The organism is Leclercia sp., assembly GCF_036780805.1.
Taxonomy (GTDB): domain Bacteria; phylum Pseudomonadota; class Gammaproteobacteria; order Enterobacterales; family Enterobacteriaceae; genus Enterobacter.
Window position 1 is genome coordinate 56,353 of sequence record NZ_DAIQCE010000002.1, and the last position, 18,655, is coordinate 75,007.

At 54.6% G+C, this 18,655-nt stretch carries 15 protein-coding genes and 7 tRNA genes; 21 read left to right on the forward strand and 1 reads right to left on the reverse strand.

Translation table 11 applies throughout. The annotated features are described in order from the left end of the window. Positions 1–6: 6 nt before the first annotated feature. The 10 genes from nagC (at position 7) to V7Q49_RS09605 (ending at position 4,870) form a co-directional block, all read left to right on the forward strand. Complete coding sequence (gene nagC / locus V7Q49_RS09560; protein WP_333850569.1) at positions 7–1,227, forward strand: DNA-binding transcriptional regulator NagC; 1,221 nt, start codon at positions 7–9, stop codon at positions 1,225–1,227. A 46-nt stretch (positions 1,228–1,273) separates the two neighbouring features. Then, positions 1,274–2,026 (forward strand): ribonucleotide monophosphatase NagD, encoded by a 753-nt coding sequence (nagD, locus tag V7Q49_RS09565; RefSeq protein WP_333850571.1) that lies wholly within the window; start codon positions 1,274–1,276, stop codon positions 2,024–2,026. A 250-nt stretch (positions 2,027–2,276) separates the two neighbouring features. After that, entirely contained in the window at positions 2,277–3,941 is a 1,665-nt protein-coding gene (gene asnB, locus V7Q49_RS09570; protein ID WP_333850573.1) for an asparagine synthase B, read from the forward strand. Positions 3,942–4,167: 226 nt separating this feature from the next. After that, a tRNA-Met gene (locus V7Q49_RS09575) sits at positions 4,168–4,244 on the forward strand. 8 nt (positions 4,245–4,252) lie between these two features. Next, a tRNA-Leu gene (locus V7Q49_RS09580) sits at positions 4,253–4,337 on the forward strand. Between the two features lie 23 nt (positions 4,338–4,360). Further along, positions 4,361–4,435, forward strand: a tRNA-Gln gene (locus tag V7Q49_RS09585). 33 nt (positions 4,436–4,468) lie between these two features. Beyond that, a tRNA-Gln gene (locus V7Q49_RS09590) sits at positions 4,469–4,543 on the forward strand. A 16-nt stretch (positions 4,544–4,559) separates the two neighbouring features. After that, positions 4,560–4,636 (forward strand) — tRNA-Met (locus V7Q49_RS09595). A 44-nt stretch (positions 4,637–4,680) separates the two neighbouring features. Next, positions 4,681–4,755, forward strand: a tRNA-Gln gene (locus tag V7Q49_RS09600). A 40-nt stretch (positions 4,756–4,795) separates the two neighbouring features. After that, a tRNA-Gln gene (locus tag V7Q49_RS09605) sits at positions 4,796–4,870 on the forward strand. A 95-nt stretch (positions 4,871–4,965) separates the two neighbouring features. Here the strand turns inward: V7Q49_RS09605 and ubiF are convergent. Then, the gene (ubiF, locus tag V7Q49_RS09610) at positions 4,966–6,141 is read right to left on the reverse strand and encodes a 3-demethoxyubiquinol 3-hydroxylase (RefSeq protein WP_333850575.1); all 1,176 of its coding nucleotides are present in this window, start codon (positions 6,139–6,141) and stop codon (positions 4,966–4,968) included. Positions 6,142–6,276: 135 nt separating this feature from the next. Here ubiF and miaB point away from each other — a divergent pair, with 135 nt between their 5' ends. The 11 genes from miaB (at position 6,277) to V7Q49_RS09665 (ending at position 18,585) form a co-directional block, all read left to right on the forward strand. After that, entirely contained in the window at positions 6,277–7,707 is a 1,431-nt protein-coding gene (gene miaB, locus V7Q49_RS09615) for a tRNA (N6-isopentenyl adenosine(37)-C2)-methylthiotransferase MiaB (RefSeq protein ID WP_333850576.1), read from the forward strand. A gap of 151 nt (positions 7,708–7,858) precedes the next feature. After that, positions 7,859–8,905, forward strand: coding sequence for a PhoH family protein (locus V7Q49_RS09620; RefSeq protein WP_333850577.1), 1,047 nt, complete (start codon positions 7,859–7,861; stop codon positions 8,903–8,905). After that, positions 8,902–9,369, forward strand: a complete 468-nt coding sequence (gene ybeY, locus V7Q49_RS09625) for an rRNA maturation RNase YbeY (RefSeq protein ID WP_106992341.1) — start codon at positions 8,902–8,904, stop codon at positions 9,367–9,369. The genes V7Q49_RS09620 and ybeY overlap by 4 nt, the downstream gene beginning before the upstream one ends. A gap of 104 nt (positions 9,370–9,473) precedes the next feature. Next, positions 9,474–10,352, forward strand: coding sequence for a CNNM family magnesium/cobalt transport protein CorC (gene corC / locus V7Q49_RS09630; RefSeq protein WP_142488683.1), 879 nt, complete (start codon positions 9,474–9,476; stop codon positions 10,350–10,352). 5 nt (positions 10,353–10,357) lie between these two features. Beyond that, complete coding sequence (lnt, locus tag V7Q49_RS09635; RefSeq protein ID WP_333850580.1) at positions 10,358–11,896, forward strand: apolipoprotein N-acyltransferase; 1,539 nt, start codon at positions 10,358–10,360, stop codon at positions 11,894–11,896. A gap of 399 nt (positions 11,897–12,295) precedes the next feature. Continuing rightward, positions 12,296–13,204 carry an amino acid ABC transporter substrate-binding protein gene (locus V7Q49_RS09640; protein WP_333850582.1) on the forward strand — a complete coding sequence of 303 codons (909 nt, stop codon included), beginning with the start codon at positions 12,296–12,298 and terminating at the stop codon, positions 13,202–13,204. A 158-nt stretch (positions 13,205–13,362) separates the two neighbouring features. Further along, a complete protein-coding gene (gltJ, locus tag V7Q49_RS09645; RefSeq protein ID WP_333850584.1) occupies positions 13,363–14,103 on the forward strand; it encodes a glutamate/aspartate ABC transporter permease GltJ in 741 nt (246 codons plus the stop codon). Next, positions 14,103–14,777 carry a glutamate/aspartate ABC transporter permease GltK gene (gene gltK, locus V7Q49_RS09650; protein WP_333850585.1) on the forward strand — a complete coding sequence of 225 codons (675 nt, stop codon included), beginning with the start codon at positions 14,103–14,105 and terminating at the stop codon, positions 14,775–14,777. The genes gltJ and gltK overlap by 1 nt, the downstream gene beginning before the upstream one ends. Further along, entirely contained in the window at positions 14,777–15,502 is a 726-nt protein-coding gene (locus tag V7Q49_RS09655) for an amino acid ABC transporter ATP-binding protein (RefSeq protein ID WP_333850587.1), read from the forward strand. The genes gltK and V7Q49_RS09655 overlap by 1 nt, the downstream gene beginning before the upstream one ends. A gap of 122 nt (positions 15,503–15,624) precedes the next feature. Next, the gene (gene rihA, locus V7Q49_RS09660; RefSeq protein WP_333850589.1) at positions 15,625–16,560 is read left to right on the forward strand and encodes a pyrimidine-specific ribonucleoside hydrolase RihA; all 936 of its coding nucleotides are present in this window, start codon (positions 15,625–15,627) and stop codon (positions 16,558–16,560) included. A 348-nt stretch (positions 16,561–16,908) separates the two neighbouring features. Then, positions 16,909–18,585 carry a ShlB/FhaC/HecB family hemolysin secretion/activation protein gene (locus tag V7Q49_RS09665; RefSeq protein ID WP_333850591.1) on the forward strand — a complete coding sequence of 559 codons (1,677 nt, stop codon included), beginning with the start codon at positions 16,909–16,911 and terminating at the stop codon, positions 18,583–18,585. Positions 18,586–18,655: the final 70 nt, after the last annotated feature.

Sequence of the window (18,655 nt, forward strand, 5' to 3'; positions counted from 1 at the left end):
AAACGTATGACACCTGGCGGACAAGCTCAAATTGGTAACGTTGATCTGGTAAAGCAGCTGAACAGTGCTGCGGTATATCGACTGATTGACCAGCACGGACCCATCTCGCGGATCCAGATTGCAGAACAGAGCCAGCTTGCCCCCGCCAGCGTGACGAAAATTACCCGCCAGCTCATTGAGCGCGGGTTAATCAAAGAAGTGGATCAGCAGGCCTCCACCGGAGGCCGTCGCGCAATTTCAATTGTCACCGAAACCCGCCATTTTCACGCCATCGGCGTGCGCCTTGGCCGCCATGACGCCACCCTGACGCTGTACGATCTGAGCAGCAAAGCGGTTGCTGAAGAGCACTACTCCCTGCCGGAACGCACGCAGGAGACGCTTGAACACGCCCTGCTCAACGCCATTGAGCTGTTTATTGAATCCTGCCAGCGCAAAATCCGCGAGCTGATCGCCATTTCAGTGATCCTGCCCGGGCTTGTCGACCCTGAAAGCGGCGTGATCCGCTATATGCCGCATATTCAGGTCGAAAACTGGAGCCTGATCAACGCCCTGGAAAAACGCTTCGCCGTGACCTGCTTTGTGGGTCACGATATCCGCAGCCTGGCGCTGGCTGAGCACTACTTTGGTGCGAGCCAGGATTGTGAAGACTCTATTCTGGTGCGTGTTCACCGGGGGACGGGGGCCGGGATCATCTCCAACGGGCGTATTTTTATTGGGCGTAACGGTAACGTCGGCGAGATTGGCCACATTCAGGTCGATCCGCTGGGCGAGCGCTGCCACTGCGGCAACTTTGGCTGTCTGGAGACGGTGGCCGCCAACGCCGCCATCGAGCAGCGCGTGCGTCACCTGCTGGAGCAGGGTTACCAGAGTCGCGTCACGCTGGACGACTGTAAAATTAACGCCATCTGCAAGGCCGCCAACAAGGGCGACGCGCTGGCCAGCGAAGTGATCGAACAGGTTGGCCGCCATCTCGGCAAAACCATCGCCATCGCCATTAACCTGTTTAACCCGCAAAAAGTGGTCATCGCTGGCGAAATTACCGAAGCCGAAAAGGTGCTGCTGCCCGCAATCGAAGGGTGCATCAATACTCAGGCGCTGAAGGCGTTTCGCCAGAATCTGCCCGTGGTTCGCTCAGCCCTGAACGACCGCTCGGCGATTGGCGCCTTCGCACTGGTAAAACGCGCCATGCTTAACGGTATCCTGTTGCAGCGTTTGCTGGAAAGCTGACAGCGTTTTATAGTGTCGCCTTCTTTTTTTTGATGTCGGGAAGTCCATGACCATTAAGAATGTTATTTGTGATATCGACGGCGTGCTGATGCACGACAACGTTGCCGTGCCGGGCGCAGCCGAATTTCTTAACCGCATCATGGAAAAAGGCATGCCGCTGGTTCTGCTCACCAACTTCCCGTCGCAGACCGGGCAGGATCTGGCGAACCGCTTTGCCACCGCCGGTGTCGATGTGCCAGATAGCGTGTTTTACACCTCGGCGATGGCGACCGCAGATTTTCTGAAGCGCCAGGAAGGCAAAAAAGCCTATGTGGTGGGCGAAGGCGCGCTGATCCATGAGCTATACAAAGCAGGCTTCACTATTACCGATGTGAATCCCGATTTTGTGATCGTCGGAGAGACGCGCTCCTATAACTGGGAGATGATGCATAAGGCAGCCTTCTTCGTCGCCAACGGAGCGCGCTTTATCGCCACCAACCCGGATACCCATGGCCGCGGCTTTTATCCGGCCTGTGGCGCGCTTTGTGCTGGTATCGAGAAGATGACCGGCCGCATGCCGTTTTATGTCGGCAAGCCCAGCCCGTGGATCATCCGCGCGGCCCTCAATAAGATGCAGGCCCACTCGGAAGATACGGTGATCGTGGGCGACAACCTGCGCACCGATATTCTGGCGGGCTTCCAGGCCGGGCTGGAGACCATTCTGGTGCTGTCGGGGGTATCGACCCTCGATGATATTGATTCCATGCCGTTCCGGCCGAGCTGGATTTACCCCTCGGTCGCGGAAATTGATGTTCTGTAACCCGAAACCACGTCCCTGGACGTGGTTTTTTCATTTTAGTGCGGTAAAAACAGAGGCACATCTAATCAAAATCGTCATTTATTGAATAATCCTCAACAAACCAGCTCAAGTCATACGCTTTTTTCAACATTCGGCAATGACCATTGTACTTTTTCTCTTTTACCCGGCAAAACGCTTGCCGCTTCCCCCCTTTTGCGGCATTTTCATAAGCAAGCAACATCACACTGCAACAGGGTTAATGGAGAAGGTTATGTGTTCAATTTTCGGCGTACTGGATATTAAAACTGACGCAGGCGAACTGCGTAAAAAGGCACTGGAGTTATCCCGTCTGATGCGCCATCGCGGCCCGGACTGGTCCGGTGTTTACGCCAGCGATAAAGCGATTCTGGCTCACGAACGTCTGTCCATTGTTGACGTCAACGCCGGTGCCCAGCCGTTATATAACGAGAAAAAAACCCATGCCCTGGCCGTCAACGGTGAGATCTACAACCACCAGGCGCTGCGTGCGGAGTACGGCGATCGCTACGCCTTCCAGACCGGTTCCGACTGTGAAGTGATCCTGGCCCTGTACCAGGAAAAAGGCCCGGAATTCCTCGATGAGCTGCAGGGGATGTTCGCCTTCGCCCTGTACGACAGCGAAAAAGATGCCTATCTGATTGGCCGCGATCACATCGGGATCATCCCGCTGTATATGGGTCACGACGAATTCGGCAACTTCTATGTCGCGTCAGAAATGAAAGCCCTGGTGCCGGTGTGCCGCACCATTAAAGAGTTTCCGGCAGGCAGCTTCCTGTGGAGCAAAGATGGCGAGATCCGCTCTTACTATCAACGCGACTGGTTCGATTACGATGCCGTTAAAGACAACGTCACCGACAAAGTGGAACTGACGCAGGCCCTGGAAGAGGCGGTAAAAAGCCACCTGATGTCTGACGTGCCTTACGGCGTGCTGCTCTCCGGCGGTCTGGATTCATCCGTGATCTCGGCGATCACCAAAAAATACGCCGCCCGCCGCGTGGAAGATCAGGAGCGCTCCGAAGCCTGGTGGCCGCAGCTGCACTCCTTCGCCGTCGGTCTGGAAGGCTCTCCGGATCTGAAAGCCGCGCAGGAAGTGGCGAACCACCTCGGCACCGTGCACCATGAAATTCACTTTACGGTGCAGGAAGGTCTGGATGCGATCCGTGACGTTATCTATCACATTGAAACCTATGATGTAACCACCATCCGCGCCTCCACGCCGATGTACCTGATGTCGCGTAAAATCAAAGCCATGGGCATCAAGATGGTGCTGTCCGGCGAAGGGTCTGACGAAGTGTTCGGCGGTTATCTGTACTTCCATAAAGCGCCAGACGCCAAAGAGCTGCACGAAGAGACGGTACGTAAGCTGCAGGCGCTGCACATGTTCGACTGCGCCCGTGCCAACAAAGCGATGTCTGCCTGGGGCGTGGAAGCGCGCGTACCGTTCCTGGATAAGAAATTCCTCGACGTGGCCATGCGCATCAACCCGCAGGATAAAATGTGCGGCAACGGCAAGATGGAAAAACATATCCTGCGCGAATGTTTTGAATCTTACCTGCCGGCAAGCGTGGCCTGGCGTCAGAAAGAGCAGTTCTCTGACGGCGTAGGGTATAGCTGGATCGATACCCTGAAAGAGGTGGCTGCGAAGCAGATTTCCGATCAACAACTGGAAACCGCCAGCTTCCGCTTCCCGTACAACACGCCGGGTTCAAAAGAAGCCTATCTGTACCGTGAGATCTTCGAAGAACTGTTCCCGCTGCCAAGCGCAGCAGAGTGTGTTCCGGGTGGCCCTTCCGTCGCCTGCTCCTCTGCGAAAGCCATCGAATGGGATGAAGCATTCAAAACCATGAACGATCCGTCAGGTCGTGCCGTGGGCGTGCATCAGTCTGCGTATAAATAAGTAAAAAGCATCGCCATGAGGCCCTTCGGGGCCTCTTTTTTTGCCTCGCGTTTCGTTGGACAAAAACGATTAATAACCAATAATTGCCGAATATTCGGCCACGCTGTTCGCAACCTAACCAAACAGTCACATTCCAGACATTTTCGTTGAAAAAGGTGTTGACGCTGCAAGGGTCTATACGCATAATGCGCCCCGCAACGCCGATAAGGTAACGCGAAAAAAAGATGGCTACGTAGCTCAGTTGGTTAGAGCACATCACTCATAATGATGGGGTCACAGGTTCGAATCCCGTCGTAGCCACCATCTTTTTTGCGGGAGTGGCGAAATTGGTAGACGCACCAGATTTAGGTTCTGGCGCCGCAAGGTGTGCGAGTTCAAGTCTCGCCTCCCGCACCATTCCCATAAAAGCGTTGCACGGATGGGGTATCGCCAAGCGGTAAGGCACCGGTTTTTGATACCGGCATTCCCTGGTTCGAATCCAGGTACCCCAGCCATATTTCTTCGATTTTGCGGTTCTCCGCGGTTATTGGGGTATCGCCAAGCGGTAAGGCACCGGTTTTTGATACCGGCATTCCCTGGTTCGAATCCAGGTACCCCAGCCATCGAAGAAAGCAGTCTGGCTACGTAGCTCAGTTGGTTAGAGCACATCACTCATAATGATGGGGTCACAGGTTCGAATCCCGTCGTAGCCACCAAATTAGTCATTTATCGACTCTGTCGGTAAACTAAAAAAAATTGTTGGGGTATCGCCAAGCGGTAAGGCTCTGGTTTCTGATACCAGCATTCCGAGGTTCGAATCCTCGTACCCCAGCCAATTTAAAAAAGTCGTTAGATGTTTGTTCGTTTAACGCAATTGGGGTGTCGCCAAGCGGTAAGGCACTGGTTTCTGATACCAGCATTCCGGGGTTCGAATCCCTGCACCCCAGCCACACTAAAAAGCTCGCTTCGGCGAGCTTTTTGCTTTTCTGCGTTCCTGAATGTAGATGCCGGGTGGCGGCTTCGCCTCACCCGGCCTGGAAAAGTGTTAAAGCCCTAAGGCGTACTTCAGCGCCTGACGTTTCAATCCACCTGCGCGCTGCGCTGCCATCAATCCCACGTTACGCAGGACGCGCAGCGGCCCCAGATCGTTGCTGAACCCGGCGTAAAAAAGATCCATCCCCGACTGCATAATAAAGTTATCCGCCATTCGTCGGGTCTGATACCGCTTAAGCACATGATGGCTGGCCCAGGCTTCGCCGTGGTTACGGGCGTTGGTGAGGACATCTACCAGCGCGTCCACGTCGCGATAGCCAAGGTTAACCCCCTGCCCCGCCAGCGGATGAATGGTGTGCGCCGCATCCCCCACCAGCGCCAGCCCTTCCTGCGCGTACTGCAGGGCATGGCGGCGCGTCAGCGGGAAGGCCCCTGCGGCGACCGGTGTAACCTTACCCAGCCGTGCCGGGAAATGGTGGGCGATTTCGCGCTGCAACTGTTCCATCGACAGCCCCTGCAGCTGGCGAATACGTGCCGGGGTGTCGTACCACACCAGCGAGGCCCAGCGATCGAAAAGCGGTAAAAAGGCGTGCGGGCCGTTCGGGGTAAAGTGCTGCCAGGTACTGTCGCCCGGATCGTTTTCACAGGCGATGGTGATGAGCATGCAGGATTGTTGATATTGCCAGGCGTGAATGCCGATCCCGGCCAGCTCCCGCACCCGGGAATTCGCCCCGTCGGCGCCCACCAGCAGTTTTATCGCCAGCTGCTCACCGCTATCCAGCTCAATCAGGTGCTGCTCGTTGTGGCGATGCACATGCTTCACCGACGCGGGTACGCGCAGCGTAACCTGCGGATGCGCCTCCAGCGCCTGCCAGAGCGCCTGTTGCAGAACCGTATTTTCAACCATATACCCCAGCAGCGGGAGTTTCAGCTCCGCAGCGTCAAACACCACATGGGCATTTTCCCACTCCCAGGTCTCGAGGCGACGATAAGGGTGCGCGCGCATCGCAAGGATGTCGTCCCATACGCCCAGCCCGCGGAGCAGATCGACCGATGCGGCGCTGATGGCGGAGATGCGTACATCCGGCTGCTGAGACGCGTCAAAAGCAGGCGGCGGCGCCTGTTCGATAACCGTTACGTCGAAACCCTGTTGCGCCAGACCCAGCGCCAGCGCCCCGCCGACCATACCGCCGCCGACAACGGCGACCCCGGTTTGTTGGATAGTCATGGTCATTTGTCCTTATTTGAGAATCCTTTAAGTTTACCGGATTTTTTCGCCTTGAGTCCGGGAACCTTCATACTGGTCACAACCGCACCAAAGCATTACAATACGCGCCCTGCAATCCTGAGCACGAGCAAGTCGATGACAAAAAAACTCCATATTAAAACCTGGGGCTGTCAGATGAACGAATACGATTCATCCAAGATGGCCGATCTGCTGGATGCCACCCATGGGTATCAACTCACCGACGTGGCGGAAGAGGCAGACGTGTTGCTGCTGAATACCTGCTCGATCCGTGAGAAGGCGCAGGAGAAAGTCTTTCACCAGTTAGGTCGCTGGAAGCTGATCAAACAAAAAAGACCGGAAGTGATCATCGGCGTCGGCGGCTGTGTCGCCTCGCAGGAAGGTAAACTGATTCGTCAGCGCGCCCACTACGTCGATATTATTTTTGGCCCGCAGACCCTGCACCGTCTGCCGGAGATGATCAACGCCGTGCGCGGGACCGGCCAGCGCAAGGCGATCATCGACGTCAGCTTCCCGGAAATCGAAAAATTTGACCGTCTGCCGGAACCGCGCGCGGATGGCCCGACCGCCTTCGTCTCCATTATGGAAGGCTGCAACAAATACTGTACCTACTGCGTGGTGCCTTATACCCGCGGTGAGGAAGTCAGCCGCCCTTGCGACGACATCCTCTTTGAAATTGCGCAGCTCGCGGCGCAGGGCGTACGTGAAGTGAACCTCCTCGGGCAGAACGTGAACGCCTGGCGCGGCGAGAACTATGACGGTAGCACCGGCTCCTTTGCTGAGCTGCTTCGTCTGGTGGCGGCCATCGACGGCATCGACCGCATTCGCTTTACCACCAGCCATCCGATTGAATTCACCGATGACATCATCGATGTCTACCGTGATACGCCGGAGCTGGTGAGCTTCCTGCATCTGCCAATCCAGTGTGGTTCTGACCGCGTGCTGAACCTGATGGGCCGCACCCACACCGCGCTGGAATATAAAGCGATCATCCGCAAGCTGCGTGAAGCGCGCCCGGATATTCAGATCAGCTCTGACTTTATCGTCGGTTTCCCGGGTGAAACGGACGACGATTTTGAACGCACCATGAAGGTGATTGGTGATGTGAATTTCGACGTGAGCTACAGCTTCATCTTCTCGGCTCGCCCGGGTACGCCTGCCGCCGATATGGTTGACGACGTGCCGGATGAGGTGAAAAAGCAGCGCCTGTATATTCTGCAGGATCGCATCAACCAGCAGGCTAACGCCTGGAGCCGTCGGATGCTCGGCACCGTACAGCGCGTGCTGGTAGAAGGTACTTCACGTAAGAGCATCATGCAGCTCTCTGGCCGTACGGAGAACAATCGCGTGGTGAACTTCGAAGGTACGCCGGACCTGGTGGGCAAGTTCGTCGATATTGAGATCCTCGAGGTGCTGACGAACTCCCTGCGCGGGAAACTGGTGCGTACCGAAGACGAAATGGGCCTGCGCGTCGTCGAGTCCCCGGCGTCAGTGATTGCCCGTACCCGTAAAGAAAGCGATCTGGGTGTCGGCGTTTATCAGCCATAAATCCTGTGGCCTGCCATTTCTGGCAGGCCTTGTTTTCCCCTCTTCTCTCCCCCATATCCTTGGCAATGCTTGCGCCTTTATTCTGTGGCGTGAATACTTTCTTAAGACAGACCCACTGCCTTATGACACCCGAGACATTAAGAGGAACGGTTTGAATATAGAAACACGTGAAATTACCCTTGAGCCAGCAGACAACGCTCGCCTGCTGAGCCTGTGCGGGCCGTTTGATGACAACATCAAACAACTGGAGCGACGTCTGGGTATCGAGATTAATCGTCGCGATAACCAGTTCAAACTCACCGGACGTGCAATTTGCGTCAATGCCGCTGCGGATATCCTCCGTAGCCTGTACGTTGATACCGCCCCGATGCGCGGTGAAATTCAGGATATCGAGCCTGAACAGATCCATCTGGCGATCAAAGAAACGCGAGTGCTGGAGCAGAGCGCGGAGAGCGTGCCGGATTTCGGCAAAGCTATCCATATCCAGACCAAGCGTGGCGTCATTAAGCCGCGCACGCCAAACCAGGCGCAGTACATCGCCAATATTCTCGATCATGACATCACCTTCGGCGTCGGCCCGGCGGGTACCGGTAAAACCTACCTCGCGGTGGCGGCTGCCGTGGATGCCCTGGAGCGCCAGGAGATCCGTCGTATTCTGCTGACCCGTCCGGCCGTTGAAGCGGGCGAGAAACTGGGCTTCCTGCCTGGTGACCTGAGCCAGAAGGTCGATCCTTACCTGCGCCCGCTGTACGATGCGCTGTTTGAGATGCTCGGCTTTGAGAAGGTCGAAAAACTGATTGAGCGTAACGTCATTGAAGTGGCTCCGCTGGCCTATATGCGCGGCCGTACCCTGAACGATGCGTTCATCATCCTGGATGAGAGCCAGAACACCACCATCGAACAGATGAAGATGTTCCTGACCCGTATTGGCTTCAACTCCAAAGCGGTGATCACCGGGGATATCACCCAGGTCGACCTGCCGCGCAGCACCAAATCGGGTCTGCGCCACGCCATTGAAGTCCTGTCCGAAGTGGACGAAATCAGCTTTAACTTCTTCCACAGCGAAGACGTGGTGCGTCACCCGGTCGTAGCCCGCATCGTTACGGCGTATGAAGCGTGGGAAGCAGCAGATCAAAAACGTAAAGCAGAACAGGCCGCGGAACGTAAACGCGAAGCCCAGGAGCAAGAGCAGAAATGAGTCAGGTGATCCTCGATTTACAGCTGGCCTGTGAAGACAATTCCGGTTTGCCGGAAGAGAGCCAGTTCCAGGCATGGCTGAATGCCGTCATCCCACAGTTTCAGGAAGAGTCAGAAGTGACGATTCGCCTGGTGGATGAAGCCGAAAGCCACGACCTGAACCTGACCTATCGCGGGAAAGATAAGCCGACCAACGTGCTCTCTTTCCCGTTTGAAGCACCGCCGGGCATCGAACTGCCGCTGCTGGGTGACTTGATCATCTGCCGGCAGGTGGTTGAGCAGGAAGCGAAGGAGCAGCAGAAGCCGCTCGAGGCCCACTGGGCGCACATGGTGGTGCACGGGAGCCTGCATCTGCTGGGCTACGATCACATTGAAGATGAAGAAGCAGAAGAGATGGAGTCCCTCGAGACAGAGATAATGCTTGCTCTGGGCTATGAGGATCCGTACATTGCCGAGAAAGAGTAGTCTGTTCGGCGCTTGTGCGCCGGACTGACATAATGTGCCGTCGTGTCAGACCCAGGTCCGCGACGGCAGTTTTTAAATCAACATGAGAACCCTTAACAAACGCCATGAGCGACGACAATTCACACAGTAGCGACACTCCAACCAGCAAAAAGGGATTTTTCTCCCTCCTCCTGAGCCAGCTGTTCCACGGTGAACCTAAAAACCGTGACGAACTTCTGGAGCTTATCCGTGACTCCGGGCAAAACGACCTTATCGACGAAGATACGCGCGAAATGCTCGAAGGGGTAATGGACATCGCAGACCAACGCGTTCGCGATATCATGATCCCCCGCTCGCAGATGATTACCCTGAAACGCAACCAGACCCTGGAAGAGTGCCTCGACGTCATTATCGAGTCTGCCCACTCGCGTTTCCCGGTCATCAGCGAAGACAAAGATCACATCGAGGGGATTCTGATGGCCAAAGACCTGCTGCCGTTTATGCGCAGCGAGTCTGAAGCCTTCAGCATGGAAAAAGTGTTACGTCCGGCGGTGGTTGTTCCGGAAAGCAAGCGGGTAGACCGCATGCTGAAAGAGTTTCGCTCGCAACGTTACCACATGGCGATTGTTATCGATGAGTTTGGCGGTGTTTCGGGCCTGGTGACCATCGAAGATATTCTTGAACTGATCGTGGGTGAAATCGAAGACGAATATGACGAAGAAGAGGATATCGACTTCCGTCAGCTGAGCCGCCACACCTGGACCGTCCGTGCGCTGGCGCCAATCGAAGATTTCAATGACACCTTCGGCACCCACTTCAGCGATGAAGAGGTGGATACCATCGGCGGGCTGGTGATGCAGGCCTTTGGTCACCTTCCGGCACGCGGTGAAACCGTGGAAATAGACGGTTACCAGTTCAAGGTCGCAATGGCCGACAGTCGACGTATTATTCAGGTTCATGTAAGAATGCCGGACGACGCTCCGCAACCCACACTGGATGATTGATTTAAATGGCATTTGCCCCACTGCTTGAACGCCAGCGCATACGTCTGCTGCTGGCGCTGATCCTCGGAGCCAGCGGTACGCTGGCTTTTTCCCCTTATGACTTCTGGCCTGCCGCCCTCCTCTCTCTGATGGGGCTTCAGGGGCTGACGCTTAACCGACGCCCTGTACAGGCGGCGGCGATTGGCTATGTCTGGGGCCTGGGCCTGTTTGGCTCCGGTATTAACTGGGTTTACGTCAGTATCGCGCAATTTGGCGGTATGCCAGGTCCGGTAAATGTCTTCCTCGTGGTGCTGCTGGCGGCCTACCTCTCGCTCTATACCGGTCTGTTTGCCGGTATTTTGTCGCGCCTGTGGCCGAAAACCAGCTGGCTGCGGGTGGCGATTGCTGCGCCGGTGGTCTGGCAGCTCACCGAGTTTTTGCGCGGCTGGGTGTTGACCGGCTTCCCCTGGCTGCAGTTTGGCTACAGCCAGATCGACGGCCCGCTGAAAGGGCTGGCGCCGGTGATGGGCGTCGAGGCAATCAACTTCCTGCTGATGGTGGTGAGCGGCCTGCTGGTGCTGGCGCTGGTGCAGCGCAACTGGCGTCCGCTGGCGGCGGCGCTGATCCTCTTTGCCCTGCCTTTCCCGCTGCGTTATATCCAGTGGTTTACCCTTGAGCCAGAACGCGCCACCCAGGTGTCGATGGTGCAGGGTAATATTCCCCAGTCGCTGAAATGGGATGAAGGTCAGCTGATCAACACCCTGAAAATTTATCTGGATGCCACCCAGAAAGAGATGGGCAAATCCCAGCTGATTATCTGGCCGGAGTCGGCGATCCCGGATCTGGAGATTAACCAGCAGCGTTTTCTCGGCATGATGGACGATCTGCTGCGCGCCCGTGACACCACCCTGATCACCGGGATCGTGGATGCGCGTCTGAACAAGCAGAACCGTTACGACACTTACAACACCATCATCACGCTGGGGAAAGATAACCCTTACAGCTATGAGTCGACCAACCGCTACAACAAAAATCACCTGGTGCCTTTTGGTGAGTTTGTCCCGCTGGAGTCGATTCTGCGTCCGCTGGCGCCGTTCTTCGATCTGCCGATGTCCTCGTTTAGCCGGGGCCCCTACGTTCAGCCTCAGCTCAGCGCTCACGGCTTCCTGCTGACCGCCGCCATTTGCTACGAGATCATCCTCGGCGAGCAGGTTCGGGATAATTTCCGGCCGAACACCGACTATCTGCTGACCATCTCTAACGATGCCTGGTTTGGTAAGTCCATCGGTCCGTGGCAGCACTTCCAGATGGCGCGCATGCGCTCTCTGGAGCTGGCACGCCCGCTGCTGCGCAGCACCAACAACGGCATTACCGCCGTGATCGGTCCGCAGGGCGAAATTCAGGCTATGCTCCCGCAGTTTACCCGCGACGTGCTGACGGCGAAGGTCACCCCGACGACCGGGCTGACGCCTTACGCCCGTACCGGCAACTGGCCGCTGTGGATCCTGACCGCGCTGTTCGGCTTTGGTGCCGTGCTGATGAGCCTTCGTCAGCGTAGTAAGTAATTCGCCCCCTCACCTCTTTGCCCGGCGGCGCTACGCTTGCCGGGCCTACGGTTTTGTAGGCCGGGTAAGGCGCAGCCGCCACCCGGCAACTTCCTCAGACTTTCATTTCTGGCACGCCTATTGCTTTGTTTATTCTCGTAAACGCGATTTGGCTTAACGTGCAACCTGGTCGCACCAGCATAGTTCGCCGGTAGCACCGAAACGGTGCAACGGAAGATTTATGCCTCTGAATGGTGCGGCGCGCTTCGCAAAAATAAACAATAACGCAGCAAAATCTTTACATTAAGCCAGACTAAATGTTAACAAACACGTATAACACTGCACTCGTATCGCGCGAGCTATAACAACATCACACCGAATATCAATGCGCACCTGACGCTGATAAAAAAGGAGTTGGATATGCAATTACGTAAACTGGCCACAGCAATGCTGGTAATGGGATTGTCCGCAGGCGTCGTGCACGCTGAAGATGCTGCCCCGGCAGCGGGCGGTACCCTGGAAAAGATCGCTAAAAACGGCGTGATTGTGGTCGGCCACCGTGAATCTTCTGTTCCGTTCTCATACTACGACAACACGCAAAAAGTCGTGGGTTACTCTCAGGATTACTCCAACGCCATCGTTGACGCGGTGAAGAAGAAGCTCAATAAACCGGATCTGGAAGTGAAGCTGATCCCAATCACTTCACAAAACCGTATCCCGCTGCTGCAAAACGGCACTTTCGATTTTGAGTGTGGTTCCACCACCAACAACCTTGAGCGTCAGAAACAGGCTGCCTTCTCCGATACCATCTTCGTGGTGGGCACCCGTCTGCTGACCAAAAAAGGCGGCGAGATTAAAGACTTCGACGACCTGAAAGGCAAAGCGGTAGTCGTGACCTCTGGTACCACCTCTGAAGTGCTGCTGCACAAGCTGAACGAAGAGAAGAAAATGGACATGCGCATCATCAGCGCCAAAGACCACGGTGACTCTTTCCGTACCCTGGAGAGCGGTCGCGCGGTGGCGTTTATGATGGATGATGCCCTGCTGGCCGGTGAGCGTGCAAAAGCGAAGAAACCGGACAACTGGGAAATCGTCGGCACCGCGCAATCTAAAGAGGCCTATGGCTGCATGATGCGTAAAGACGACGCGGAATTTAAGAAACTGGTCGATGACACCATCGCTCAGGTTCAGACCTCCGGCGACGCGGAAAAATGGTTCGATAAGTGGTTCAAGAACCCAATCCCACCAAAAAATCTGAACATGAACTTTGAGCTGTCTGACGACATGAAGGCACTGTTTAAAGAACCGAATGACAAGGCACTTAACTAATTAGAACCATTAAGGGGCGGGATCTCCTGCCCTCTCGATTGTCGGGAAGCGCGGACAGACTAAACGTTGAGTGGTCGTTCCCCACTCAGCGCGAACATTAAAGCTTCTCACCAATCTTCGAGGGTAGCGCTGCTACCCTTTTTTTTCTGGAGTTTATTATGTCAATCGACTGGAACTGGGGCATTTTTCTGCAGCAAGCCCCGTTCGGCAACACCACCTATCTTGGCTGGCTGTGGAGCGGTTTTCAGGTCACGGTCGCACTGTCGATCACGGCATGGATCATCGCCTTTCTCGTCGGCTCGCTGTTCGGTATTTTACGTACCGTGCCTAACCGTTTTCTCTCTTCGCTGGGAACCTGCTACGTCGAATTGTTCCGTAACGTTCCGTTAATCGTGCAGTTCTTTACCTGGTACCTGGTTATCCCGGAACTGCTGCCGGAAGATATCGGCATGTGGTTCAAGTCTGAGCTGGATCCTAACGTTCAGTTCTTTATCTCCTCCATGCTCTGCCTGGGTCTGTTCACCGCCGCCCGCGTGTGCGAGCAGGTGCGCGCGGCGATCCAGTCCCTTCCTCGCGGCCAGAAAAACGCAGCCCTGGCGATGGGCCTGACGTTACCGCAGGCCTACCGCTATGTGCTGCTGCCGAATGCCTATCGCGTGATTGTGCCGCCGATGACCTCGGAGATGATGAACCTGGTGAAGAACTCGGCCATCGCCTCCACCATTGGTCTGGTCGATATGGCCGCGCAGGCGGGCAAGCTGCTCGATTACTCCGCGCACGCGTGGGAATCCTTCACCGCCATTACCCTGGCGTATGTGCTGATTAATGCCGTGATTATGCTGGTGATGAACCTGGTCGAACGTAAAATTCGCCTGCCGGGCAATCTGGGGGGCAAATAATGTACGAGTTTGACTGGAGTTCCATTGTTCCTTCCATGCCCTACCTGATTGATGGCCTGATCGTCACCCTGAAGATCACCCTGACGGCGATAATTATCGGGATTGTCTGGGGCACCCTGCTGGCGGTAATGCGCCTGTCGAGTTTCAAACCTGTCGCCTGGTTTGCCACCGCTTACGTCAACGTGTTTCGTTCTATCCCGCTGGTGATGGTGTTGCTGTGGTTCTACCTGATCGTACCTGGGCTGCTGCAGGATGTGCTTGGCCTGTCGCCGAAATCCGATATCCGCCTGATCTCAGCGATGGTGGCCTTCTCGATGTTTGAGGCGGCCTACTACTCAGAAATAATCCGCGCCGGGATCCAGAGTATCTCCCGCGGACAGTCCAGCGCCGCACTGGCGCTAGGCATGACCCACTGGCAGTCGATGAAGCTCATCATTCTGCCGCAGGCGTTCCGCGCCATGGTTCCGCTACTGCTGACCCAGGGTATTGTGCTGTTCCAGGATACTTCGCTGGTCTATGTGTTGAGCCTGGCAGACTTCTTCCGCACCGCCTCCACCATCGGTGAGCGCGATGGTACTCAGGTTGAGATGATCCTGTTCGCAGGTGCGGTCTATTTTGTAATTAGTTTAAGCGCGTCGCTGTTGGTCAGCTGGCTGAAGAAAAGGACAGTGTAATGATTTCCCTGAAAAATGTTTCTAAATGGTATGGGCACTTTCAGGTGCTGACCGACTGCTCCACGGAAGTGAAAAAGGGCGAAGTGGTGGTGGTTTGCGGGCCGTCCGGCTCGGGCAAATCCACCCTGATCAAAACCGTGAACGGCCTTGAGCCGGTGCAGCAGGGCGAGATTATCGTCAACGGCACCAAAGTGAATGACAAGAAAACCAACCTGGCGAAGCTGCGTTCCAACGTCGGGATGGTGTTCCAGCATTTCGAACTGTTCCCGCATCTGTCGATCATTGAGAACCTGACTCTGGCACAGGTGAAGGTCCTTAAGCGCGATAAAGCCGCTGCGCGTCAAAAAGGGCTGAAACTGCTGGAGCGCGTGGGCCTCTCTGCTCATGCCGATAAGTTCCCGGCGCAGCTCTCCGGTGGTCAGCAGCAGCGTGTGGCGATTGCCCGTGCGCTCTGTATGGATCCGGTGGCGATGTTATTTGATGAACCGACTTCCGCACTCGACCCTGAGATGATCAACGAAGTACTGGACGTCATGGTCGAGCTAGCGAATGAAGGGATGACCATGATGGTGGTGACCCACGAAATGGGCTTTGCGCGTAAAGTGGCGAACCGCGTCATCTTTATGGATGAAGGGAAAATCGTGGAGGACTCCGCCAAGGAGGAGTTCTTTGCTAATCCGCAATCCGATCGCGCCAAAGATTTCCTCGCCAAAATCCTGCATTAATCTCTCCGGTGCGCAATCGCTCAGATTGCGCACTGCTTCACGCTTTTCATCTGTTTACCTCGTCTGCTCTTCTTATCAGCGTTAGCCTTGTCACAAAACAACACTGAGAAATGGAGAATTCTATGGCACTACCCATCATCCTCGATTGCGACCCGGGTCATGATGACGCTATCGCACTCGTCCTGGCCCTTGCTTCACCCGAACTGGAACTCAAGGCGGTAACCTCTTCTGCCGGGAACCAGACCCCGGACAAAACCCTGCGCAATGTGCTGCGAATGCTGACCCTGTTGAAGCGCAGCGATATTCCGGTCGCTGGCGGGGCAGTCAAGCCCCTGATGCGCGATCTGATCATTGCCGATAACGTCCATGGGGAGAGCGGCCTTGATGGCCCTGCCCTGCCCGAGCCCGGCTTTACCCCGCAGGATTGCACCGCCGTTGAGCTGATGGCAAAAGTGTTACGTGAGAGTCCTGTACCGGTGACGCTGGTGGCGACCGGGCCACAAACCAACGTCGCCCTGCTGCTGAATAGCCACCCGGAACTGCATAACAAAATCGGCCAGATTGTGATCATGGGCGGGGCGATGGGGCTGGGTAACTGGACACCCGCAGCTGAGTTCAACATCTTTGTTGATCCAGAAGCCGCCGAAATGGTCTTCCAGTCCGGTATTCCGGTGGTGATGGCCGGTCTGGACGTGACCCACCGGGCACAAGTTATGGCGGAGGACATTGAGCGTTTTCGCCAGATCGGTAATCCGGTGGCGACCACGGTCGCAGAGCTTCTCGATTTCTTTATGGAGTACCATAAAGCGGAGAAATGGGGGTTTCAGGGGGCTCCCTTGCACGATCCCTGCACCATCGCCTGGCTACTGAAGCCGGAAATCTTCACCACCGTAGCGCGTTGGGTTGGGGTGGAAACCCAGGGGAAATATACCCAGGGCATGACGGTAGTGGATTATTATTGCCTCACCGGAAATAAGCCTAATACGCAGGTGATGATCGATATTCAACGTGAAGCATTTATTGACCTGCTGGCAGAACGGCTGGCGTTTTATCGCTAAAGTATGCCGTTACTGGTTCGCGCCTCGCTATATCCGGAGGCGCAAATTTGAAATAATCTGAATTCATATTTCACATACCTGACATTATATCCATATATCAATTCATAAAAAAATGAGTCAAAAAGGGCTGGACTCAACGCGCTCACCTTCGATAATATCCCGCCGCTTTTAAAATAACCCCTACTTCAGCCAAACATCGGGATAATCATTAACCTTTCCTAAAAATATAATTAATTTTACCATCTGATTTATTTTTATAATATTTAATCAAAGCTAACCGCTAATATTATGAGAAGGATTCTCATAATGGTGCAGCACTAAAGCCCGCAAATAAAATGGATTTCCTATATGCTAAAAATTGCTTTGACGTCTATAACCGGTTTTTTCGTCTTGTTGTCCTTAAGCTTTGACGCTGAAGCCAGCGCTTTCCAGTCAGCTGCCAGCCAGACAGAGCAGGATAAGGCTCGCCAGGCATCGCTGGCGCCGCAACAGCAAGAATTTAAATCCGACAGAGCCTCGTCAGGCAACAAAACGATTATTTTCCCTAAAGAAGACGTCTGTAAATATATCAACGGCGTACTTATTGAATCGGAAGACGATAAGCTGACCAAAAAACTGTTGCACAAGCTGGCAAGTCAGGCGAATTCTCACTGCCTTGGTATTAAAGGTATTAATCTGCTTGCCCAGGCGCTGCAAAACGAACTTATTTCCCAGGGGTATATTACGTCTTTAATAGATATTCCGCCGCAGGATATCGCGAATGGCATTTTAAAATTGACGCTGGCCTACGGCAAAGTGGGAAGCATCGCCTGGGATGCAAAGAAAGAAAATAGCAAGATCAGCCTGTGGAACAGCCTGCCCTTTACTAAAGATGAGATCCTCAAGCTATCAGACCTCGAACAAGGTATGGCCAATCTTCAGCGTCTGCCTGGATCTTCCGCGCATATGCAGCTGAAGCCAGGCAAACAGAACGGTGAAACCGAGATCGTTCTTACCCGTCAGATGAAAAAACCGTGGCAAATTGGGGCATGGCTGGACGACGCCGGTAGTCGCGCCACTGGACGCTACCAGGGGGGCGGCTCGTTGTACCTGTACGATCTGACCACCCTGAACGATATCCTGTACGTCGCCGCGGGCGGCGACGTTGAGTACAACCAGCATGACGACGGCAACCATAACGCCAGCATCTATTATTCCATTCCTTTCGGCTACTGGAACGCCAGCGTCTATGCCTCGCAAAGTACCTATCTTCAGCAATTTAAGGGAAGATTCTCTTCAACCGACTATGAGAGTAAAAACCGCTATTTCAGCGCAACTATCGAAAGGCTTCTGTCGCAAACCAGAACACAAAAAACCAGCCTGGTAGCCAGAATATTTAAAAGCCGTTCACGCTACTATTTTGGCGGCAGCGAATTGTCCGTTATGCGCAAACAGAACCCGGCCTGGGAGCTGAGCCTGCGTCATCAGCATTACTTTAATAACAAAGTCGTTGATGCCGGCCTTAGCGTGCAACGCCGCTTAGGATGGTTAAGTTCCATGGCGACCCCGGAAGAAAAAGCCGGTCTGTTTGACAACGAGGCACGGGTATTGCGCGCCGATATTAAGGCCTTGATGAAATTCGCCAGTACCGGCGAAAAGTTCACCTATGCGCCTGCGTTAAGCGTTCAGATCAGCCCCGATAAATTGTCATCAGATAATAGCTTTAACATCGGCAGCCGCTGGTCTGTCCGTGGATTTGATGGTGAAAGAACGCTGTCCAGTAGCGAAGGATGGTATATGCGCAATGATTTTATCTGGGATATGCCCGTGCCGAACCAGCAGTTTTATTTAGGTCTGGATATTGGAAAAATTATAGGCAGCGATCAATACCAGCAGGGAAAAGTATTATCTGGCACGGTAGCTGGCTTACGTGGCCGGGTACTTTCCACAGAGTATGATCTCTTCCTCGGTACCCCGGTCACTAAACCCAAAAGCTATCATACCGATGCGCTTAATATGGGGTTTTCTTTACAATGGAGGTATTAGCCACACAAAAACAAATAGCGTCTTACTCATTTTTATAAATCGTTTTATCTCAAGGAATATTTTTAAAGGA